The sequence below is a fragment of the Frankia sp. CcWB3 genome, from assembly GCF_977927595.1.
Genome location: NZ_CDWRCK010000123.1, coordinates 11425 through 12593 on the forward strand (window position 1 = coordinate 11425; position 1169 = coordinate 12593).

The 1169-nt window shown below is 70.9% G+C and carries 1 protein-coding gene; it reads left to right on the forward strand.

Annotated features, from left to right (window positions below):
* Positions 1 to 322: 322 nt before the first annotated feature.
* Positions 323 to 1169: branched-chain amino acid ABC transporter permease (locus tag ACY5KJ_RS11350; protein WP_462203332.1), on the forward strand; the 847-nt coding region annotated here is incomplete at its 3' end.

Sequence of the window (1169 nt, forward strand, 5' to 3'; positions counted from 1 at the left end):
ATGGTGCCATCCCGGGCGTTCCGCGGTGTGTCCGCGTTCCGTCACCCCTGGCCAATCCGTGGGGTTAGGTGGCTTTTGCGAGCTTCGGTAGCTCTCATGGGATTCGGTGGCTGTTGTGGCTGGTTTGATTGCCTTATCGGTCTGTCCGGTCGTACCGTCACCTCGGTTGCCATGATTACGTGATCAATGGCCTGGCTGCGGATTTTCCGGTGGGCTCACGCCGCTCATCGCGATCGAGGAGAGCCGGCGACCATTGGTGGGGGGCCACTGAGGGGATGATCGAGGCGCCGTTCCGCGGTGCCCGGAGCAGGGTGGGCCGCCGTTGAACGACGTCATGGGCTACGCCCTGCTCAGCCTGGGCACGGGCGCGCTCTACGCCCTCGTGGCCTCGGGTGTGGTGGTCATCGCCCGTGGGGCCGGTGTGCTCAACCTGGCCCAGGGCGCGCTGCTGGCCTGGGCGGCCTATGCCTTCCATGGGCTGCATGCGGGGTGGGGGCTGCCGCTCGGCCTCGCGGCGCCGCTGGCCGTGCTGTCGACGACCGCCATCGGGGTCGTGTTCCACCTGCTGGTGATGCGGCGGCTGCGCGAGGCGACCTCGCTGCTGCGGCTGATGGCGACGCTCGGTCTGCTGATCATCTTGCAGTCGTCGCTGACGCTGATGTTCGCCGGTGCCGTGCGCACCTCCCCGACGGTGCTGCCGACCGGCAGGATCACGCTGTTCGACGAGCCCGTCGGCGTGTCCGTGTTTGTCCGGCTGGCCGTGGTCGCCGTGCTGGTCGCGGGGCTCTGGGCGGTGTTCCGGTTCACCACGGTGGGCCTCGCCGCGACGGTGGCGGCGGAGAACCTCCGGGCCGCCGCGACCTTCGGCTGGTCGGCGGACACCGTCGCCGCCGCGGCCTGGGGCGCCGGCAGCGCGCTGGCCGGTCTCGGCGGGGTCCTGCTCGCGCCGCTGCAGAACCCGTTGTCCTCGGCGAACCTGCTCCTGCTCATCGTCCCGGCGCTGGCGGTCGCGCTGGTCGCGCGGTTCCGCTCCTTCCCGATGGTGCTGGCGGGCGGGCTCGCCCTCGGGGTCGTCGAGGTGGAGACCCAGTTCCAGCTGGTCGCCGAGCACCCCTGGTGGCGCGGGGCCGACCGGGCCGTGCCGCTGGCGGTCATCGTCTTCTGGATCT